General features: G+C 73.4%; 16 protein-coding genes. 7 read left to right on the top strand and 9 right to left on the bottom strand.

The window, feature by feature from the left end; translation table 11 throughout:
- Positions 1-6: 6 nt before the first annotated feature.
- Positions 7-333: a hypothetical protein gene (locus MF406_RS01710; RefSeq protein ID WP_242896302.1), complete on the bottom strand. Its 327-nt coding sequence runs from the start codon at positions 331-333 to the stop codon at positions 7-9.
- A gap of 28 nt (positions 334-361) precedes the next feature.
- Positions 362-607: a hypothetical protein gene (locus MF406_RS01705; RefSeq protein WP_242896301.1), complete on the bottom strand. Its 246-nt coding sequence runs from the start codon at positions 605-607 to the stop codon at positions 362-364.
- Between the two features lie 252 nt (positions 608-859).
- Here MF406_RS01705 and MF406_RS01700 point away from each other — a divergent pair, with 252 nt between their 5' ends.
- A complete protein-coding gene (locus MF406_RS01700) occupies positions 860-1,339 on the top strand; it encodes a GyrI-like domain-containing protein (RefSeq protein WP_242896300.1) in 480 nt (159 codons plus the stop codon).
- A 78-nt stretch (positions 1,340-1,417) separates the two neighbouring features.
- On the opposite strand, the gene MF406_RS01695 is transcribed toward MF406_RS01700, so the two are convergent.
- Positions 1,418-1,807 (bottom strand): VOC family protein, encoded by a 390-nt coding sequence (locus MF406_RS01695; RefSeq protein ID WP_242896299.1) that lies wholly within the window; start codon positions 1,805-1,807, stop codon positions 1,418-1,420.
- A 306-nt stretch (positions 1,808-2,113) separates the two neighbouring features.
- Between MF406_RS01695 and MF406_RS01690 the strand changes: the two genes are divergently transcribed.
- Positions 2,114-2,872: an SDR family NAD(P)-dependent oxidoreductase gene (locus tag MF406_RS01690; protein WP_242896298.1), complete on the top strand. Its 759-nt coding sequence runs from the start codon at positions 2,114-2,116 to the stop codon at positions 2,870-2,872.
- A gap of 107 nt (positions 2,873-2,979) precedes the next feature.
- Here the strand turns inward: MF406_RS01690 and MF406_RS01685 are convergent, their stop codons facing one another.
- Positions 2,980-3,219: a hypothetical protein gene (locus MF406_RS01685; RefSeq protein WP_242896297.1), complete on the bottom strand. Its 240-nt coding sequence runs from the start codon at positions 3,217-3,219 to the stop codon at positions 2,980-2,982.
- Between the two features lie 140 nt (positions 3,220-3,359).
- Here MF406_RS01685 and MF406_RS01680 point away from each other — a divergent pair, with 140 nt between their 5' ends.
- Positions 3,360-6,308, top strand: a complete 2,949-nt coding sequence (locus MF406_RS01680) for a LuxR family transcriptional regulator (RefSeq protein WP_242896296.1) — start codon at positions 3,360-3,362, stop codon at positions 6,306-6,308.
- 56 nt (positions 6,309-6,364) lie between these two features.
- On the opposite strand, the gene MF406_RS01675 is transcribed toward MF406_RS01680, so the two are convergent.
- The 5 genes from MF406_RS01675 to nrdH all read right to left on the bottom strand — a co-directional run bounded on the left by MF406_RS01675 (position 6,365) and on the right by nrdH (position 11,959).
- Positions 6,365-7,021 (bottom strand): hypothetical protein, encoded by a 657-nt coding sequence (locus MF406_RS01675; protein ID WP_242896295.1) that lies wholly within the window; start codon positions 7,019-7,021, stop codon positions 6,365-6,367.
- Between the two features lie 822 nt (positions 7,022-7,843).
- The gene (nrdF, locus tag MF406_RS01670) at positions 7,844-8,818 is read right to left on the bottom strand and encodes a class 1b ribonucleoside-diphosphate reductase subunit beta (RefSeq protein ID WP_242896294.1); all 975 of its coding nucleotides are present in this window, start codon (positions 8,816-8,818) and stop codon (positions 7,844-7,846) included.
- A gap of 115 nt (positions 8,819-8,933) precedes the next feature.
- Positions 8,934-11,015, bottom strand: coding sequence for a class 1b ribonucleoside-diphosphate reductase subunit alpha (nrdE, locus tag MF406_RS01665; RefSeq protein WP_242897924.1), 2,082 nt, complete (start codon positions 11,013-11,015; stop codon positions 8,934-8,936).
- Positions 11,016-11,059: 44 nt separating this feature from the next.
- Entirely contained in the window at positions 11,060-11,476 is a 417-nt protein-coding gene (nrdI, locus tag MF406_RS01660; protein ID WP_242896293.1) for a class Ib ribonucleoside-diphosphate reductase assembly flavoprotein NrdI, read from the bottom strand.
- A 234-nt stretch (positions 11,477-11,710) separates the two neighbouring features.
- A complete protein-coding gene (gene nrdH, locus MF406_RS01655) occupies positions 11,711-11,959 on the bottom strand; it encodes a glutaredoxin-like protein NrdH (protein WP_242896292.1) in 249 nt (82 codons plus the stop codon).
- A gap of 1,064 nt (positions 11,960-13,023) precedes the next feature.
- On the opposite strand from nrdH, the gene MF406_RS01650 reads away from it, so the two are divergent.
- Genes MF406_RS01650 through MF406_RS01635 form a run of 4 tightly spaced genes read left to right on the top strand, consistent with a single transcriptional unit; the run spans position 13,024 to position 16,742 of the window.
- A complete protein-coding gene (locus MF406_RS01650; RefSeq protein ID WP_242896291.1) occupies positions 13,024-13,665 on the top strand; it encodes an ABC transporter permease in 642 nt (213 codons plus the stop codon).
- Entirely contained in the window at positions 13,658-14,863 is a 1,206-nt protein-coding gene (locus MF406_RS01645) for an ABC transporter ATP-binding protein (protein WP_371744568.1), read from the top strand. Before MF406_RS01650 ends, MF406_RS01645 begins: the two co-directional genes overlap by 8 nt.
- Positions 14,860-15,648 (top strand): ABC transporter permease, encoded by a 789-nt coding sequence (locus tag MF406_RS01640; RefSeq protein WP_371744567.1) that lies wholly within the window; start codon positions 14,860-14,862, stop codon positions 15,646-15,648. Before MF406_RS01645 ends, MF406_RS01640 begins: the two co-directional genes overlap by 4 nt.
- The gene (locus tag MF406_RS01635; protein WP_242896290.1) at positions 15,645-16,742 is read left to right on the top strand and encodes a glycine betaine ABC transporter substrate-binding protein; all 1,098 of its coding nucleotides are present in this window, start codon (positions 15,645-15,647) and stop codon (positions 16,740-16,742) included. The genes MF406_RS01640 and MF406_RS01635 overlap by 4 nt, the downstream gene beginning before the upstream one ends.
- The last annotated feature ends 41 nt before the right edge of the window (positions 16,743-16,783 follow it).

The following is a 16,783-nucleotide window of genomic DNA, read 5'->3' as shown; positions in this document are numbered from 1 at the left end:
CAGCCCCTACCGCCGTTCGGTCAGCTCGGGGAGCTTCGTCTCCCAGGCGGCCCGGCAGCGCGGCGGCAGGACCAGCTCCGGCCACACCTGCAGGAGCAGGTCCGCGTGGAGCAGCGACTTCTGGTCGGCAGTGCTGCCCTCGCGGACGATCTGCTGGTAGGCGAACACCTGCTCGTCGGGGTTGGAGAGGTCATAGGTGTGCTGCGGGCCCCAGTGCACCGTGATCGGCAGCTCCCGCGTCCCCGAGGCCGGGCCGTGGAGGGCGGTCAGGGATGAGGGCGTGTCGTAAGGCACGACGTCCTGGTACAGGATCTTCTTGGCCACGCCGCTCACCGCCTTCCGGTCCTCTGTGGCCTCGTGACTAGCTCTGTCCCTTCCTGTTGCGCACCCGCCAGAACACGGCCAGGACGAGGGCAGCAACGGGTATCGCTGCGGCGAGAGCAAGTGGCAGCATGTTGGCGAGATAGGAAGCGGGGTCCTCGCTCCGCAGAGCCGCGATGACGGTGCCGAGGACGGTACCGAGCACGACCATCGCGCCGACGACGACGAAGTCTCTACCCGATCGAGGCTTGCGAAAGAGGACGCTTCGCTTCTGCTTCTCGGCCATGTCCCCTCGTCTCGTCGAAGTAGTACTTCACCGTAGTTTCTGCTGGGTGACCGGTGGCACGCCGGCAGATCGGTGACTTGGTTCCCCCACCCCGGCCAGCGGTGTGCGCGACGGCGAGCTGGGCGGCGGGACGGGTAGCCGCGCCAGCGGGGCTGCGGCCGGGGCGCAGCCGGGGCGGGCTGCCCGCCCATGGACACAGTCGTCCCGCCTGTGTTGGATCGGCCCCAGCAGCCGAGTGACGGGAGCTTCTCCATGACCGACATCGCGATCATCGACGTCCTGCCCGAGCACACGGTCGGGATCCGGCGCACGGCCCGCACGGCCGAGATCACCGACTTCTTCGACTCCGTGTTCCACGAGGTCTTCGGCGCCCTGCAGGCCGCCGGGGTCGAGCCCACCGGGGCACCCTTCGCCCGGTACCGCGGCACGCCTGGGGAGACGGCTGACATCGAGGGCGGCTTCCCCGTCGCGGCGCCGTTCCAGGCAACCGGCGAGCTGGTGGCCGGGACGCTGCCCGCCGCCCGGGCGATCGAGGCGGTGCACGTCGGCGGCTACGGGGAGCTCCCGCAGACGTACGAGCGCATCGAGGCCTGGGCGGCCGAGCAGGGCGTGCAGCTGCTGGAGGACATGTGGGAGCGCTACGACGCCGGCCCGGCCTCCGACCCCGACCCCGCCACCTGGCGGACCCGCATCGTCTGGCCCGTCTCCGGGCCGCCGGTGACCGCTGAGTAGCCGCACCGTCGGCTCTTCGTTCGCCGCTCGCGGCTCTCGGCCTCGGCTCTCGCTCCCGATCGCCGTCGGCGCGGGCCCTCAGCGCGCTGCCGGCGCCTGGTACAGGCCGAACGGCGAGCCCTGGTCGTCCCGGCACAGCTTGAACCGGCCGTACGTCGCCTGCGACTCCTCGTCGCCCTCGACGTCGGCGTCGTCCACCGAGCCGCCGAGCTCGCGCACCTTCGCGACCGCGCGCTCGATGTCCTCGACGGCGAAGAACACGTACGGCGACGCCCCCGGGTCCCCGCCGTGGATCCCGCCCGGGACGTTCGGCGTGGTGATCATCCCGCCCTCGCCCCCGCTCGGTCCCGGAGTGAAGGTCCAGCCGAAGAGCTCGGCGTAGAACCGGCGGCCGCGCTCCGCGTCCGCCACCCCGAGCTCGAAGAACGCCAGCTCGCCCGTCCTCGTCGCTCGCGCCGTCCCCGTCATCGGTGTCGTGCCCATCGTCGGTGTCGCCCCCATCGTCGGTAGGTCGTTCCGGTAGGCCGGAAGGTACGACGGACCACGGCCGGGCGGCAAGGGGTGCCGCGGCAAGGGCCCCGACGTCGGCCGGTTCGGCACGCTCTCGGCCCGCCTGCGCCCGCCGCGTCAGCGGGTGCCGTACGGTGTGGCCGGCACCACGGGCCCCGGTGGCGCCCGCACCCGGCGGGGCGGCACGGGCGGCCCGGCCGGTCGCTGAAGGACTGGTGCTGGACCACGGGGACGAGCGACCACGGCCCGACGAAGGGAGCCGAGATGCGAGCTGAGGGCACTGCCGCCGTCGTCACCGGCGGCGCCTCCGGCCTCGGGGCGGCCACCGCTGCCGCGCTGGCCGGCCAGGGCGCCGCGGTGTACGCCGTCGACCTCCCCCGGGCGCTCGAGGTGGCGCCGGCCGTCCCCGGCGTGGAGTACCTCGCCGCGGACGTCACCGATCCCGACCAGCTGCGGGCCGCCGTCGCCACGGCCGCCGGCGGGCCGGAGCCGCTGCGGATCGCGGTCAGCTGCGCCGGCATCGCCCCCGGTGCCCGCATCCTCGGCCGGCAGGGCGTCCACGACCCGGCCCTGTTCGCCACGGTGGTCCAGGTCAACCTGGTCGGCACCTTCCACCTGCTCGCCCTCGCGGCCGAGCAGATCGCCGCCACCGAGCCCGACGACGACGGCCAGCGCGGCGTCGTCGTCTGCACCGCCTCGGTGGCCGCCTACGAGGGCCAGGTGGGGCAGGCGGCGTACGCGGCGTCCAAGGGCGGGGTCGTCAGCCTCACCCTGCCCGCCGCGCGCGACCTCGCCCAGCACGGCATCCGGGTCAACACCATCGCGCCCGGCATCGTCGACACGCCCATGATGGGCCAGATCGACGAGGAGTTCCGGGCCCGGCTCGCCGCCGGGGTGCCGTTCCCGCACCGGCTGGCCCGGCCCGCGGAGTACGCCCAGCTGGTGCTGGCGATCGTCGAGCACGACTACCTCAACGGCGAGACCATCCGGATGGACGGCGCCCTGCGGATGGCGCCGCGCTGAGATGAGCTGCTGGCCGACGGCGGTCAGCGGACGCGCGCTGGCCGGGGGATGCCCGGCCGGGGGTGCCCGGCCGGGCGCTGGGCGGGCGCTGGCCGGGCGGCACGGTCTCAGCCGATCGGGACGAAGTGCGGCGCGGGGACGCCGTCGCCGGTGAGGTCGTCGCACCGGAGGAGCTGGTCCTCGTGCCGGGTCAGCGGGCAGCCCAGCGAGCTGCCGGCGGTGCTGTCGTCGAGCAGGTGCGCGTCGGGGTCGACCGCCGCCGCGCCGGCGGCGAGGGACACGGTGCTCGCGACGGCGGCGACGGCGGCGAGCACCGTGTGGGCCGGCCGGCGGGTGTGCTGGTTCATGATGACTCCTCGGTGGTGGTGGGTCCGTGTGCCACGCTCGCGCCGCCGGATCCTGAGCCGCATCGGGCCCCCACCCTGAGATCTGCCTGCCCGCGGCTGATGCCCTGTCGCGCGCCCGGACGCGGCGCGATACTGGGCCGGTGGAGGGTGCTGCGGCTCCCGCTGCTCGGCTCGTCGGTCGGGACGCCGAGCTCGGGACGCTGACGGACCAGCTCGACGGCGCGGCGGCCGGCCGGGCGGTGATGGTGCTCGTCAGCGGACCGGCCGGGGTGGGCAAGACCGCCCTGGTCGCGCAGGCCTGCGCCCTGGAGCGAGCGCGGGCGCAGGTGCTCGTCGGCGCGTGCCTGCCGCTCGCCTCGATGTCGGTGCCGTTCCTGCCGCTGCGGCATGCGCTAGGGGGCGGGCAGCTCGCCGGGGAGCTGGTCGGGATCATCGAGGCCGGGCCCGCGGACCGCGTGCCCGTCGCGGTGGACGCCTGGCTGGCCCGCCGCGCCGCCGACCGGCCGGTCGTGCTCGTCGCCGACGACCTGCAGTGGGCGGACGCCAGCACGCTCGACCTGCTCATGTACGTGCTGGCCGGGCCGCCCGACCGGCGCCTCGCCGTCGTCCTGACGCTGCGCAGCGGCGAGCTCACCGACGGCAGCCCGCTGCACGCCTGGCTGGCGGACGCCGCCCGCATGCCGCGGTTCACCACCCTGGACCTCGCGCCCCTGGACCGGCTGGGCACCGCCGAGCAGATCCGCGGCATCCTCGGCGTCCCGCCGCGCGAGTCCCTCGTGACGGACGTCTTCGCCCGCAGCCGCGGGAACCCCTTCTTCACCGGGCTGCTGGTCCGGGGGCTGCCCCCGGACGCCGCCCGCCTGCCCGCGGAGGTGCCGCACCAGGTCACCGCGGCCGCGCTGCGCCGGTGGCACCAGCTGTCGGAGCCGGCCCGCGAGCTCGCCCGGCTGCTCGCCGTCGGCGGGGGGCCGACGACGGCGGGGGTCCTGCAGGCGGCGGCGGACGTGGCCGGGCTCGGCGCGGACGTCCCCCCGCCGCTCCACGAGGCGGTGCGCGCCGGGATGGTCACCGCTGCCGACGACGGCCGGTACTGGTTCAGCCACCCGCTCCAGGCCGAGGCGCTCGAGCAGAGCGTGCCGCCCGACCTCCGCCGGCACTGGCACGCGGTGTGGGCGTCCGTCCTGCAGCACGCTGGGGCGGCAGCCGCGTCGGAGGTCGGCCGGGTCGTCGCCGTCGCCGACCACCACTTCCGGGCCGGTGCGGCGGCGAGCGCGTACTCCTGGGCGCTCGCTGCTGCCGACGCCGCCGAGGCGGCCGGCGGGGGCACCGAGAGCCTGCGGCTCCTCCAGCGCGCGTTGGACCTGCACCTCCGGCTCGCCGCGCCCGCCCAGACCCGCCGGGAGCTCCTGCTCCGCGCCCGGGCGCTGGCCGAGCGGCTGGGGAAGCAGGCCGAGGAGCTCGCCGTGGTCGACCAGCTGCTCACCGAGGTCACCGGGCCGGCCGCGGATCCCCTGCTGCGGGCCGAGCTCCTCGTCCGGCGGGCCGACCTGCGGCTCTCCCTGGGCGAGGAGCTCGCCGACCTGCCGACGCTGCGCCAGGCCGTCGAGATCAGCGCCGTGGCCCCGCGCAGCCGGCAGCACGCCCGGGCGCTCGCCCAGCTCGCGCACGCCGAGATGTGGCGGCAGGACCCCGCCGGCCCGGACCACGCCCGGGCCGCCGTCGTGCTGGCCCGGGCGGTGGACCATCCGCAGACGCTGTCCTACGCGCTCACCGCGCTGGTCATGGCGGCCGCCCTGGCGGACGAGCCGGCGGAGGAGCTGGGCCGGGAGGCCGCGGCCGCGGCGCTGCAGGCCGGGGACGGCTGGGCCTACGCCCACGCGGTCATGTGGACGGCGAACTCCGCGGAGATCTCGTCCAGCCCCGCCTATGCCGAACAGCTCCGGCAGGCCCGGGAACGGCTCGAGGCCGCCGGAGGTGCGGCCGCCTACGTCGGGCTGCTGTCCGCAGTGGAGGCGGCGAGCCTGCTGCAGGTCGGGCAATGGCGCGCGTGCCAGGACCGGCTGCGGGTCGCGCTCGGCACGGCACCGGGCCCGATGGCCGAGGTGACCGCCCGGCTGGTCGCCGCCCACCTTGCCGCGCTCCAGGGCCGGGTGGCCGAGGCGGCGGGCCACCTGCACCGCGCGGACGAGCTCTTCGCCCAGCACACCGAGTTCCGGTCGTTCCCGTTCGACGCCGTGCGGGCGCAGGTCGCGCTCGCGGCCGGCCAGCCGGACCGTGCCCTCGCCGCGGCCCTGACCGGCCTGCGGTCCCCGGGCGTGCCGCCCACGCTGTGCGACCGGCTGCTCCCGCTGGCCGCGCGGGCGCTCGCCGACCTGGCCCAGGCCCGGCGGGACGCGGGTGCCAGCCCGGAGGCGGTGGTGGCGCAGGGGCGGTCGCTGCGGGCGGAGCTCCCCCGGATCGTCCCCGACGGGCCGCCCACGCCGTTCTACCGGGACCAGGTCCACGCGCTGCAGTGCCTGTACAACGCCGAGGTGCTGCGGGCGCTAGACGCGCCGGGGCAGGCGGAGGCGTGGGCGCGGGCCGCCCGGGCGTGCGCGACAGGCTGGTGCCCGTGGGAGGGGGCCTACGCCGCCTGGCGCGCCGCCGAGGCCTGCCTCCTGGACCCCGCCCGGCAGCGCGAGGGGCGGGGATGGCTCCGGGAGGCCTTCGCCCAGGCCCGCGCGCTGGACGCCGCCCCGCTGCTCGCGGAGGTCCGCTCGCTCGCGCGGCTGGCCCACGTGGACCTCGACGCCGAGCCGGCCACGGCGGGCACGCCGGCCACGCCGACCGCGCCGCGCGAGCCCACCCTGCCGACCGGGCCATCAACCGAGACCGATGCACGCGCGGCGGTGATTCCCGGACTGACCGCCCGCGAGCGCGACGTGCTCGGCCTCCTGGTGGCCGGCCGGACCTACGCCGAGATCGCGGGAGCGCTGTTCATCAGCGAGAAGACGGTCAGCACGCACGTGTCCCACCTGCTCCGCAAGACCCAGACCCGCAACCGGGTCGAGCTCGCGCGGCTGGCGCAGCGGCGGGCCGGGGCGGCATGAACGGGTCGAACGGGCGGCTCGTTCGCAGATCCGGGGTCGGGCTGTCACCCGCTGGGTCAGTGCTCCGCGGCGGCCAGATCCTGCACGGTGGTCACGACGGCGACCTCGCTCGGCCCGGCCGGGGTGGAGCTGAAGCCGAACCGCGCGGGCGGGCTCACCGGGCGCAGCCCGCCGAGGTCCGCGCCCGCCCAGCGGGCCCGGGCCGCCACGACGCGGTGCTCGTCGCGGGCGCCGTACCACTCCCGCCGGCCGCCGCCCGCGGTGCCGACGGTCCGCACGCCGGGCAGCAGCAGGCCCGCGAGCCGGTCGATGACCAGCGCCCAGCCCCGGCTCTCGGCCAGCGGCCCGGGGACGGCCCGCAGCAGGTGCCCGACGACCGTGCGCCGGCCGAGGAGGAGGTCGACGTCGAGCGGCCCGGCGCGCACCCGGCGGCGCCGGCTGCGCGCCTCGACGGCAACCGGCACGATGCACACCTCGTCGAAGCGGTAGGTCCCGGCGACGAAGCGGGCGACCTCCTCCGAGGGTGCCAGCAGGACCCGGTGGCCGTCCGCACGCTCGACCATGACGTCGGCGAAGGCCCCGAAGGGCGAGAGGTGCCAGCACCCGACGACGATGCGGGTGCCCTCAGCGGTGCCGACGCCCGTGATCGTCCCGACGAAGCGCCACCGGGCGGCGGCGCGGGGGCTGCTCAGCGGGGTGGTCGGTCGGGACATCGGCTCACGGTACGGCCGGCGACCAGTGCTGGGTTCCGGTTTCCTTGAAACTCACTGTGGTCGAAGGTGGAGACGCCCGGCGGCCGTAGAGCAGGCCTGCCTGCTACCGCCGTGACTTCCGAAGGAGCGCAGTTGCACCGGCTGGTCCGTCCAGGAGGACCCCGGCCGGGTCGTCACAGGAACGACCCGGCCGGGGCCGAGTTCCGGTCAGCGCTCCTTGCCGGCCCCGTTCCTCGTCGGGTCAACGGGCACGTACCCCTGGCCCGCCCTGGGCGTCGGCGGGAGCGTGCGCCCCTGGATCGCCGTCCGCTCGGCGCCGGTGCGCCCCCCGCGAGGCCCGACGATCTCGTACTGCCCCGAGACGGGGGCATCCTGGCCAGGCTTGTAGACATCAGCCATGTCGGAACCAATCTGCACGTGATGGCCGACACACCGCTACTCCCAGCGTCCGGTTGGCGCACTGGGCAGCAACGGCGCTAGGGTCGTGACGTTCTTGGAGGAACCGCCCGCAGCCCTAGTCGACCTGTGAAGCCCCAAAGTTCTGGTGGCCGACGCTTTGTCGACCAGGGCTTCGTGCGTTCAAAGAGCACTACACCTAGTGGTGTCCGCGGCGAGCGACCACAAGAGTTTGTGGTGCGCGTCTTGTTCTCGCCATCCAACGGTCGTCGCCCACAGTGCCCCTCATCCGTTCACTAAGGGCAACCACCGACGAACAGTCCCCACGCGGAAGTCCCAGAAGGGCGGCCTTGTCGTCAACGCCTACTGTATGCGGCGGGCTACACAACGCGGTCTCCGCCCCCGGGCGACGCCGATCTGCCTGGCCTAGAACTCCCAGTCCTCGTCCTCGGTGTTGACGGCCTTGCCCATGACGTAGCTGGACCCGGAGCCGGAGAAGAAGTCGTGGTTCTCGTCGGCGTTCGGGCTGAGCGCGGACAGGATGGCCGGGTTGACGGCGGTGGCCTCCTTGGGGAACAGGGACTCGTAGCCGAGGTTGTTCAGCGCCTTGTTCGCGTTGTACCGCAGGAAGGCCTTGACGTCCTCGGTCAGCCCGAGCGGGTCGTAGAGGTCCTCGGTGTACTGCTCCTCGTTCTCGTAGAGCTCGAAGAGCAGCTCGAAGGTGTAGTCCTTGAGCTCCTGGCGCCGCTCGGCGGACGCCCGCTCCAGCGCCCGCTGGTACTTGTACCCGATGTAGTACCCGTGCACCGCCTCGTCCCGGATGATCAGCCGGATGAGGTCGGCGGTGTTGGTGAGCTTGGCGTGCGCGGACCAGTACATCGGGGCGTAGAAGCCGGAGTAGAACAGGAAGGACTCCAGCATGGTGGAGGCGACCTTGCGCTTCTCCGGGTCGTCGCCGCGGTAGTAGTCCATGACGATCCGCGCCTTGCGCTGGAGGTTCTCGTTCTCCTCGGACCACCGGAACGCCTCGTCGATCTCCTTGCTGGAGATGAGCGTGGAGAAGATCGAGGAGTAGGACTTCGCGTGCACCGACTCCATGAACGCGATGTTGGTGTAGACCGCCTCCTCGTGCGGGGTCACCGCGTCGGGGATGAGCGAGACCGCGCCGACGGTGCCCTGCAGGGTGTCCAGCAGGGTCAGCCCGGTGAAGACCCGGGTGGTCATGAGCCGCTCGGCCTCGTTCAGGGTCGCCCACGACTGGATGTCGTTGGACAGCGGCACCTTCTCCGGCAGCCAGAAGTTGCCGGTCAGGCGGTCCCACACCTCCACGTCCTTCTCGTCCTGGACGCGGTTCCAGTTGATCGCCTGGACGCTGCTGACGAGCGCGAGCTTCTCGGCCACGACGGGTGCCTCTCCTTGCTGGTCTCTCGGTGCCGGCCGGTCGGCCGGGGGGTGTCCGGCCCGGCGGGGCCGGGCGGGTGGGCCCGTGCGGGTGGCCGCACGGGCCCGGGCGGGGTCAGAGCATGCAGGACACGCAGCCCTCGACCTCGGTGCCCTCCAGCGCCAGCTGGCGCAGCCGGATGTAGTACAGGGTCTTGATGCCCTTGCGCCAGGCGTAGATCTGCGCCTTGTTGACGTCCCGGGTGGTGACGGTGTCCTTGAAGAACAGGGTCAGCGACAGGCCCTGGTCCACGTGCTGGGTGGCCTCGGCGTAGGTGTCGATGATCTTCTCGTAGCCGATCTCGTACGCGTCCTCGTAGTACTCGAGGTTGTCGTTCGTCATGTACGGCGCCGGGTAGTACACCCGCCCGATCTTGCCCTCCTTGCGGATCTCCACCTTGGACACGATCGGGTGGATGGAGGAGGTGGCGTGGTTGATGTAGGAGATCGACCCGGTTGGCGGGACGGCCTGGAGGTTCTGGTTGTAGATGCCGTGCTCCCGGACCGAGGCGGCCAGCCGGCGCCAGTCCTCCTGGGTGGGGATGTGCACCCCGGCGCCGGCGAAGAGCTGGCGCACCCGCTCGGTGCGCGGCTCCCAGACCTGGTCGGTGTACTTGGTGAAGTACTCCCCGCTGGCGTACTTGGACTCGGCGAACCCGGCGAACGCCCGGCCCTTCTCGATGGCGATCTTGTTGGACTCGGCGATCGCGTGGAAGGCCACCGTGTAGAAGTACATGTTGGTGAAGTCCAGGCCCTCGGGAGACCCGTAGTGGATGCGCTCCCGGGCCAGGTACCCGTGCAGGTTCATCTGCCCCAGGCCGATGGCGTGGGACTCGTTGTTGCCCTTCTCCACGGAGGGCACCGAGGTGATGTGCGTCTGGTCGGCGACGGCGGTGAGCGCGCGGATCGCGGTGCCGACCGTCTTGCCGAGGTCGGGGGAGTCCATCGTCCGGGCGATGTTGAGCGAGCCCAGGTTGCAGGAGATGTCCTTGCCGACCTGGTCGTAGGAGAGGTCGTCGCGGTAGGTCGAGGGGGTGGAGACCTGCAGGATCTCCGAGCACAGGTTCGACATGGTGATCTTGCCCTTGATCGGGTTGGCCCGGTTCACCGTGTCCTCGAACACGATGTAGGGGTAGCCCGACTCGAACTGCAGCTCGGCGAGGGTCTGGAAGAACCCGCGGGCGCTCAGCTTGGTCTTCCGGATCCGGCCGTCGTCGACCATCTCGTGGTACTTCTCCGAGACGTTGATCTCGGAGAAGGGGACGCCGTAGACCCGCTCGACGTCGTAGGGCGAGAACAGGTACATGTCCTCGTTCTTCTTCGCCAGCTCGAAGGTGATGTCCGGGATCACCACGCCCAGGGAGAGGGTCTTGATGCGGATCTTCTCGTCCGCGTTCTCCCGCTTCGTGTCCAGGAAGCGCATGATGTCCGGGTGGTGGGCGTGCAGGTAGACCGCCCCGGCCCCCTGGCGGGCCCCGAGCTGGTTGGCGTAGGAGAAGGAGTCCTCCAGCAGCTTCATGACCGGGATGACACCCGAGGACTGGTTCTCGATCCGCTTGATCGGCGCGCCCGCCTCACGCACGTTGGTCAGCGACAGGGCGACGCCACCGCCCCGCTTGGACAGCTGCAGGGCGGAGTTGATGCCCCGGGCGATGGACTCCATGTTGTCCTCGACCCGCAGCAGGAAGCAGCTGACGAGCTCGCCGCGCTGGGCCTTGCCGGCGTTGAGGAACGTGGGGGTGGCCGGCTGGAACCGGCCGGAGATGATCTCCTCGACGATCTCCAGCGCGAGGCGCTCGTCGCCGTCGGCCAGGGTGAGGGCCACCATGACCACCCGGTCCTCGAAGCGCTCGAGGTACCGCTTGCCGTCGAACGTCTTGAGCGTGTAGGAGGTGTAGTACTTGAACGCGCCCAGGAAGGTGTCGAACCGGAACTTCCGGGCGTAGGCCGCGTCCCAGATCTGGGCCCGGAACTCGGGCGTGTACTTCTCCAGGACCTCGGCCTCGTAGTAGCCCTCGGTCACCAGGTAGTCGAGCTTCTCCTCCAGGTCGTGGAAGAAGACGGTGTTCTGGTTGACGTGCTGGAGGAAGTACTGGCGCGCCGCCTCCCGGTCGGCGTGGAACTGGATCTTCCCGTCCGCGTCGTAGAGGTTGAGCATCGCGTTGAGCGCGTGGTAGTCGAGCTCCGGCGCGCTGGCGACCTCTACGCCGGTATCGGTGAGCGTGGCTGCCAAAACTGCTCCAATCCCTCGCGGACGCGCACGACGTCCTCGGTCGTTCCCAGTAGTTCGAATCGGTAGAGGTAGGGCACCTGGCACTTCGCGGAGATGATGTCCCCCGCGATGCCGTAGGCCGCACCGAAGTTCAGGTTGCCGGCGGCGATGACGCCGCGCAGGAGCGAGCGGTTGCCCTCGTCGTTGAGGAAGCGGATCACCTGCTTGGGCACCGCGCCGCGGCCGTTGCCCCCGCCGTAGGTAGGCACGACGAGCACGTACTCCTCGCTGACGTGGAGCGGCCCCTCGGTGGGGCGCAGCGGGATGCGCCGCGCCGGGAGGTCGAGCTTCTCGACGAAGCGGTGGGTGTTGTTGGTCGCCGAGGAGAAGTAGACGAGCGGGCCCATCTGCCCTCCTTCCGGTCTCCTGCGGTGGCTCGTTCCTGTGGTGGCCGGCCGCGCCGGGGTCGCCGGGTGGCCGCTGACCGCCGGTGCGGGCGGGTGACGCGCTGATCGGCGCGTCGCCACGGGCGGGCGCCGTGGTGCGGTCCCCGGCCAGCCGCGCTTCGCTCGGACCTGTGGCCGGTCCGGGGCCGGGTGCCGCCGAGGCTCGCCGCGCCTCGGCGGACCGCCCGGTAGCGGCTAGGCGACGACGGCGGCCGCGGCCTGGGCGGCGAGCGCCTTGATCTTGTCCGGCCGGAAGCCGGACCAGTGGTCGCCGCCGGCGAAGACGACGGGGGCCTGCTGGTAGCCGAGGGCCTTGACGCTCTCGAGCGCCTCCGCGTCCTCGGTGATGTCCACGACCTCGTACGCCAGGCCCTGCTTGGCCAGGGCGCGGTACGTCGCGTCGCACTGGACGCAGGCCGGCTTGCTGTAGACGGTGATGCTCATCGAGCCGGTCTCCTTCGCTAGTGCCGCTGCTGCCGGGCCGCCCCGACGAATCACATCGGTGTCATTGGGTCGTCCGCTGGGCCCGACACTACACCTAGGGGTAGGGGCTGGCCACGACCCCAAGATGCTGTGTTGGCGTGTCGTCATCGGTGTGTCCTCCACAGCCCGGCGGGGTTGCTGTGGACCTCCCTGGACCAGGCTGTGGAGCGGGTGTTGACGGGTCGCGCCGGCCCGCCGCCCGGGCCTGTCCCGGGCACTGCGCACCCTCGCACCGCCCACTGACATCGCCCCTCCGCGCCCTCCCTGTCGGCGACCCTGTGGACGGTTGTGCCCATGTTTGTCCACAGGTGGTGGACAACTATCGGACGGCCGCCGCGCCTGGCCGGCGTGTCGTCCCGGCTGTTCGGCGTGTCGCGCCTACCCGTGGCGTCGGGTCGCCCACCGTCCGACGTGGACCCGGACGGGACGCTTGCCGTGCACCCGGACGGCGGTCGCGGCGTTGTCGGCGGGCCGCCGGAGCGCGGGAGGCACCGCTGTGCGGTGGGCGAGGGGCGTGCTGGCCGAGACGCGTTCCCGGCGCTGATCTATGGCACACGTACCGCAGCGTCGGGAGGCGGATCCTGCCTCCTGCGAGCGCCTGGGTGCGGGCCGGCGCCTGGCCCGCCGTTTGGTCCCACGTGCCACATCCATTAAGGTCGATGCCCGTCCATACGAGGCGGCGCTGCACCGGCCGCTCAGGCCGGCGCTCTGGAAGGCCCGCGAGGGGCGGGCCGAGCGCCGGCGGCCGTCCCGCCCGCGGCCGCCCGAACCTGCGGGTGAGCAGTGCCGTGCTGCGGGCGAGCGGTGCCGTGCTGCGGGTCGGCAGGCCGGCGGCCGGCCAAAGCGGCCGGGTGCGGCAGCGGGCCGGCCAGCGCGGCCAGCGGCTCCCGGCCGCCGTCGTCCGCCCGCCGCACGGACCGCCGCACGCGGACCGCCACGCCCGCGGTCCGGCCCGACCACCAGGCCACCCGACCACCACCACCAGCCCTGTCCAGCCCCCGTCCACCCGGAAGGAAGGCACGCGCATGTGGGAGTACGTGCTCGAGCGGCGCGGCCAGATCCTCTTCCTCTCCTACCAGCACGCCAGCCTGGTGCTCCAGTGCGTGGCCCTCGCCACCGTCCTGGCGCTGGTCGTCGCCGTGCTCGTCTACCGCAGCCCCCGGCTGTCCGCGCTGGCCGGCTCGGTCTCCGCGGTCGGGCTGACCATCCCCTCCTTCGCGCTGCTCGGCCTGCTGCTCGCCCCCTTCGGGTTCGGCGTGCTTCCGGCTGTCATCGCGGTGACCTTCTACGCCGCCCTGCCCATCCTGCGCAACGCCGTCGTCGGGCTGGCCGGGGTGGACCGGGCGACCGTGGAGTCGGCCCGCGGGGTCGGGATGAGCCGGGCGGCTGCCCTGCTCCGGGTCGAGCTCCCGCTGGCCTGGCCGGTGATCCTGGCCGGCGTGCGGGTCGCCACCCAGATGGTGATGGGCATCGCCGCGGTGGCCGCCTACGTCCTCGGGCCGGGCCTGGGCGGCTTCATCTTCGCCGGGCTCGCCCGCCTCGGCGGGGCCAACGCCCTGTACTCCACCCTCACCGGCACCATCGCCGTCGTCATCCTCGCCCTCGTGGTCGACCTGCTCCTCGTGCTGCTCGGCCGCCTGACCATCCCCCGGGGGATCCGTGCCTGAGACCACCGCCACCGCCGCCACCGCCACGCCCGGCGCCGGGCGGACAGCGCCCGGCGCCACCGGCGCCGCCGGCGCCGCCATCGAGCTGCAGGGCGTCACCAAGCACTACCCCGGCCAGGCGCAGCCCGCCGTGGACCACGTCGACCTGGAGATCCGGGCCGGGGAGATCCTCGTGCTGGTGGGCCCGTCCGGCTGCGGGAAGACCACCACCCTGAAGATGATCAACCGGCTCATCGAGCCCTCCAGCGGCCGGATCGTCATGGGCGGGGAGGACGTCACCACCCGGGACCCGGACGCGCTGCGTCGCCGGATCGGGTACGTCATCCAGGCCGGCGGGCTGTTCCCGCACATGACTGTCGCCGCCAACGTCGCCCTGGTGCCCGGCCTGCTCCGCTGGGACAAGGCCCGCGCCGCCGCCCGGGTGGACGAGCTGCTCGACCTCGTCGGCCTGGACCCGGCCACCTACCGCGACCGCTACCCCCGCGAGCTCTCCGGCGGCCAGCAGCAGCGCGTGGGCGTGGCCCGGGCGCTGGCCGCCGACCCGCCGGTGCTGCTCATGGACGAGCCGTTCGGTGCCGTCGACCCGGTCACCCGCCAGCGGCTGCAGGACGAGCTGCTGCGGATCCAGGACGAGGTCGGCAAGACCATCGTCATCGTCACCCACGACTTCGACGAGGCGGTCAAGCTCGGCGACCGGATCGCCGTCCTCGACGTCGGCGCCCGGATCGTCCAGCTCGGCACCCCGGAGGAGATCCTGACCCACCCGGCCGAGGACTTCGTCAGCGACTTCGTCGGCCAGGGCGCCGCGCTGAAGACGCTGAGCCTGACCCGGGTGGGCGACGCGCCGCTGGCCGCCGGGGTCACCGCCCGGGCGGGCAGCCCGGCCGCGGCGGCGGTGGAGCGGGCCCGGGCCGCCGGGGAGGACTTCGTGGTCGTCGTGGACGAGCGGGACCGGCCGCTGCGCTGGCCCGCGGTGGCCGAGCTGGACCGCGCCGGGACCGTGCCGGCCGCCGTCGACCGGGATCTGCCCACCCTCTCCCCCCGGGCCACCCTGAACGAGGCGCTGGACACCATGCTCACCGCCTCCCAGAACGGGGTCATCGTCACCGGCCGGCGCGACGCCTACCTCGGCTACCTCACCGTCGATACCGTGATGAGCTTCATGACCCCGGCCGGCGCGACGGCGGGCAGCGCGTGAGTGCCGCGACGGCCCGCCCGGCCGGCGTCGTGGAGGCGGAGGCCGAGGCCCGCGACGGCGACCGGTCCTGGCGGGGCCTGCTGCTGCAGCCCGCGCTCGTCGCCGCGGCCCTGGCCGGCTACTTCGTCTGGTGGGCCACCGCGGACCTCAGCGAGGTCGCCCGCCGGCCGCTGGCCTGGAGCTCGCTCGGCCCGGCCATCGCCGAGCACCTGTGGCTGACCTTCCTCGCCGCCGTGATCGTCGTCGTGCTGGCCGTCCCGCTCGGCATCCTGCTCACCCGGGCCCCGCTGCGCCGGTTCTCCGGGCCGGTCATCGCGGTGGCGAACGTGGGGCAGGCGGCGCCGGCCATCGGGCTCATCGTGCTGCTGGCGACCTGGCTCGGGTTCGGGCCGTGGACCGCCGTCGTCGCGCTGGTCGCCTACGCGGTGCTGCCGGTGCTGCGCAACACCATGGTCGGGCTGCGCGGGGTGGACCGGCGGCTCGTCGAGGCCGGCCGCGGGATGGGCATGTCCGCCCTGTCCGTCCTGCTCCGGGTCGAGCTCCCGCTCGCGGTGCCGGTGATCCTCGCCGGGGTGCGCACCGCCCTGGTGCTGCTGGTGGGCACCGCCACCCTCGCGGTGTTCGTCGACGGCGGCGGGCTGGGGATCCTCATCACCACCGGCGTCAACCTCTACCTGCCCTCGCTGCTCGTCTCCGGCGCCCTGCTGGTGGCCCTGCTCGCCCTGCTCGTGGACTGGCTGGGCCGCGTCGTGGAGCACCTCGCCCGCCCGCAAGGACTGTCATGACCGACACCCGCCGCACGCCCGACGCCCGCACGCCTGGGGCGCTCCAGGCGCCCGACGCCCGCACGCCCGATGCCACGCGCCGTCCGGTCGCCCGCCGGCCCGGCCGCCGTCGGCGCGCCCTGGCCGCCGTCGCCGCGGCCGCCGCCGCCCTCGCCCTGGCCGGCTGCGGCCTGCAGCCGGCCAACGGCTACGTCCCGGCCGTCCAGCCCGCCGGCATCGCCCCGATCGAGGGCGCCGAGGACGTCACCGTCACGGTGGGGTCGAAGAACTTCACCGAGCAGCTCGTCCTGGGCAAGATCGCCGTGCTCGCCCTGCGCGCGGCGGGGTTCCAGGTGGTGGACTCCACCAACATCCCGGGTGCCGTCGCCGCCCGGGAGGGCATGCTGGCCGGCGACACGGACATGCAGTGGGAGTACACCGGCACCGCGTGGGTGGTGTACCTGGGCCAGACCGGCATCCCCGACCAGCAGCAGCAGTGGGAGGCCGTCCGGGACGCCGACCGCGCCGAGGGCCTGACCTGGCTGCCGCCGGGACCGATGAACAACACCTACGGCTTCGCGATGGGGCCGGACGCCGCGGCCGAGCTCGGCATCACCAGCATGTCGCAGATCGCCGACCTGCCGGTGGAGGAGCGGACCTTCTGCGTGGAGAGCGAGTTCACCGCCCGCCAGGACGGGCTGGAGCCGATGCTCGAGCACTACGGCGTCCCGCTCGGCGCGCCCGACGGCGTGCCGAACGACCAGATCCGGGTGCTGGACACCGGCGCGGTCTACGCCGCCGTCGCCGACGGCGCCTGCAACTTCGGGGAGGTCTTCACCACCGACGGGCGCATCCTCGCCCTGGACCTGACCGTGCTGGAGGACGACGCCAAGTACTTCCCGTCCTACAACGTCGCGCCGTACCTGGACACCGAGCTGGTCGAGGACTTCCCGCGGATCACCGAGGTCTTCGAGGAGATCACCCCGCTGCTCACCGACGAGCTCCTCATCGAGCTCAACGCCCGGGTGGACGTCGAGGGCGAGGAGCCGGTCGACGTCGCGATGGACTGGCTGGTCAGCGAGGGGCTGGTCGCCCGGCCGGGCGACGGCGGCTGACCCGCCCGCCCGGGCCGGTTCGACGTGCCCGCTGACCCACC

Origin of the sequence: Georgenia sp. TF02-10, from assembly GCF_022759505.1 — a bacterium.
Classification (GTDB): Bacteria; Actinomycetota; Actinomycetes; order Actinomycetales; family Actinomycetaceae; genus TF02-10.
The sequence above is the reverse complement of the archived record's forward strand: the minus strand, read 5'-3'. Positions and strand labels throughout refer to the sequence as shown.